Below are 376 nucleotides of genomic sequence, written 5' to 3' on the forward strand. Positions count from 1 at the left end.
GGTATCATAAATTTTTCGTGCTAATTTTTTATCTGTGATAATTGGTATTCCGATTTCCTTTGCATATTTCCTTACGGCTAAGGCTACCTCATTAGTTTCTCTTACAGAAATCAATGGAATAGGTGAAAGATGTGGCTTAAAGTATATCCCTATTGCAATGTGAGTAGGGTTGGCAATCATCAAACGACTATTACTGACATCAGACTTCAATTGCTCAGAAAGAATTTCCTGATGCGCTCTCTGCGTTTAGACTTAATTTCTGGATTTCCTTCTTGCTCCTTGTATTCTCTTTTAACTTCTTGTTTATCCATTTTCATATCTTTCATAAATAAAAAATATTCAGCGATAAAATCAAAAATTAAGACAATTATCATAC

General features: G+C 32.7%; 1 pseudogene. It reads right to left on the reverse strand.

The features are described 5' to 3' along the window. Positions 1-376 (reverse strand): annotated as a pseudogene (locus RTW80_RS27695) (EscU/YscU/HrcU family type III secretion system export apparatus switch protein); the annotation flags it as partial.

The sequence above is a fragment of the Escherichia sp. AM3 genome (assembly GCF_032029835.1).
Classification (GTDB): Bacteria; Pseudomonadota; Gammaproteobacteria; order Enterobacterales; family Enterobacteriaceae; genus Escherichia; species Escherichia coli.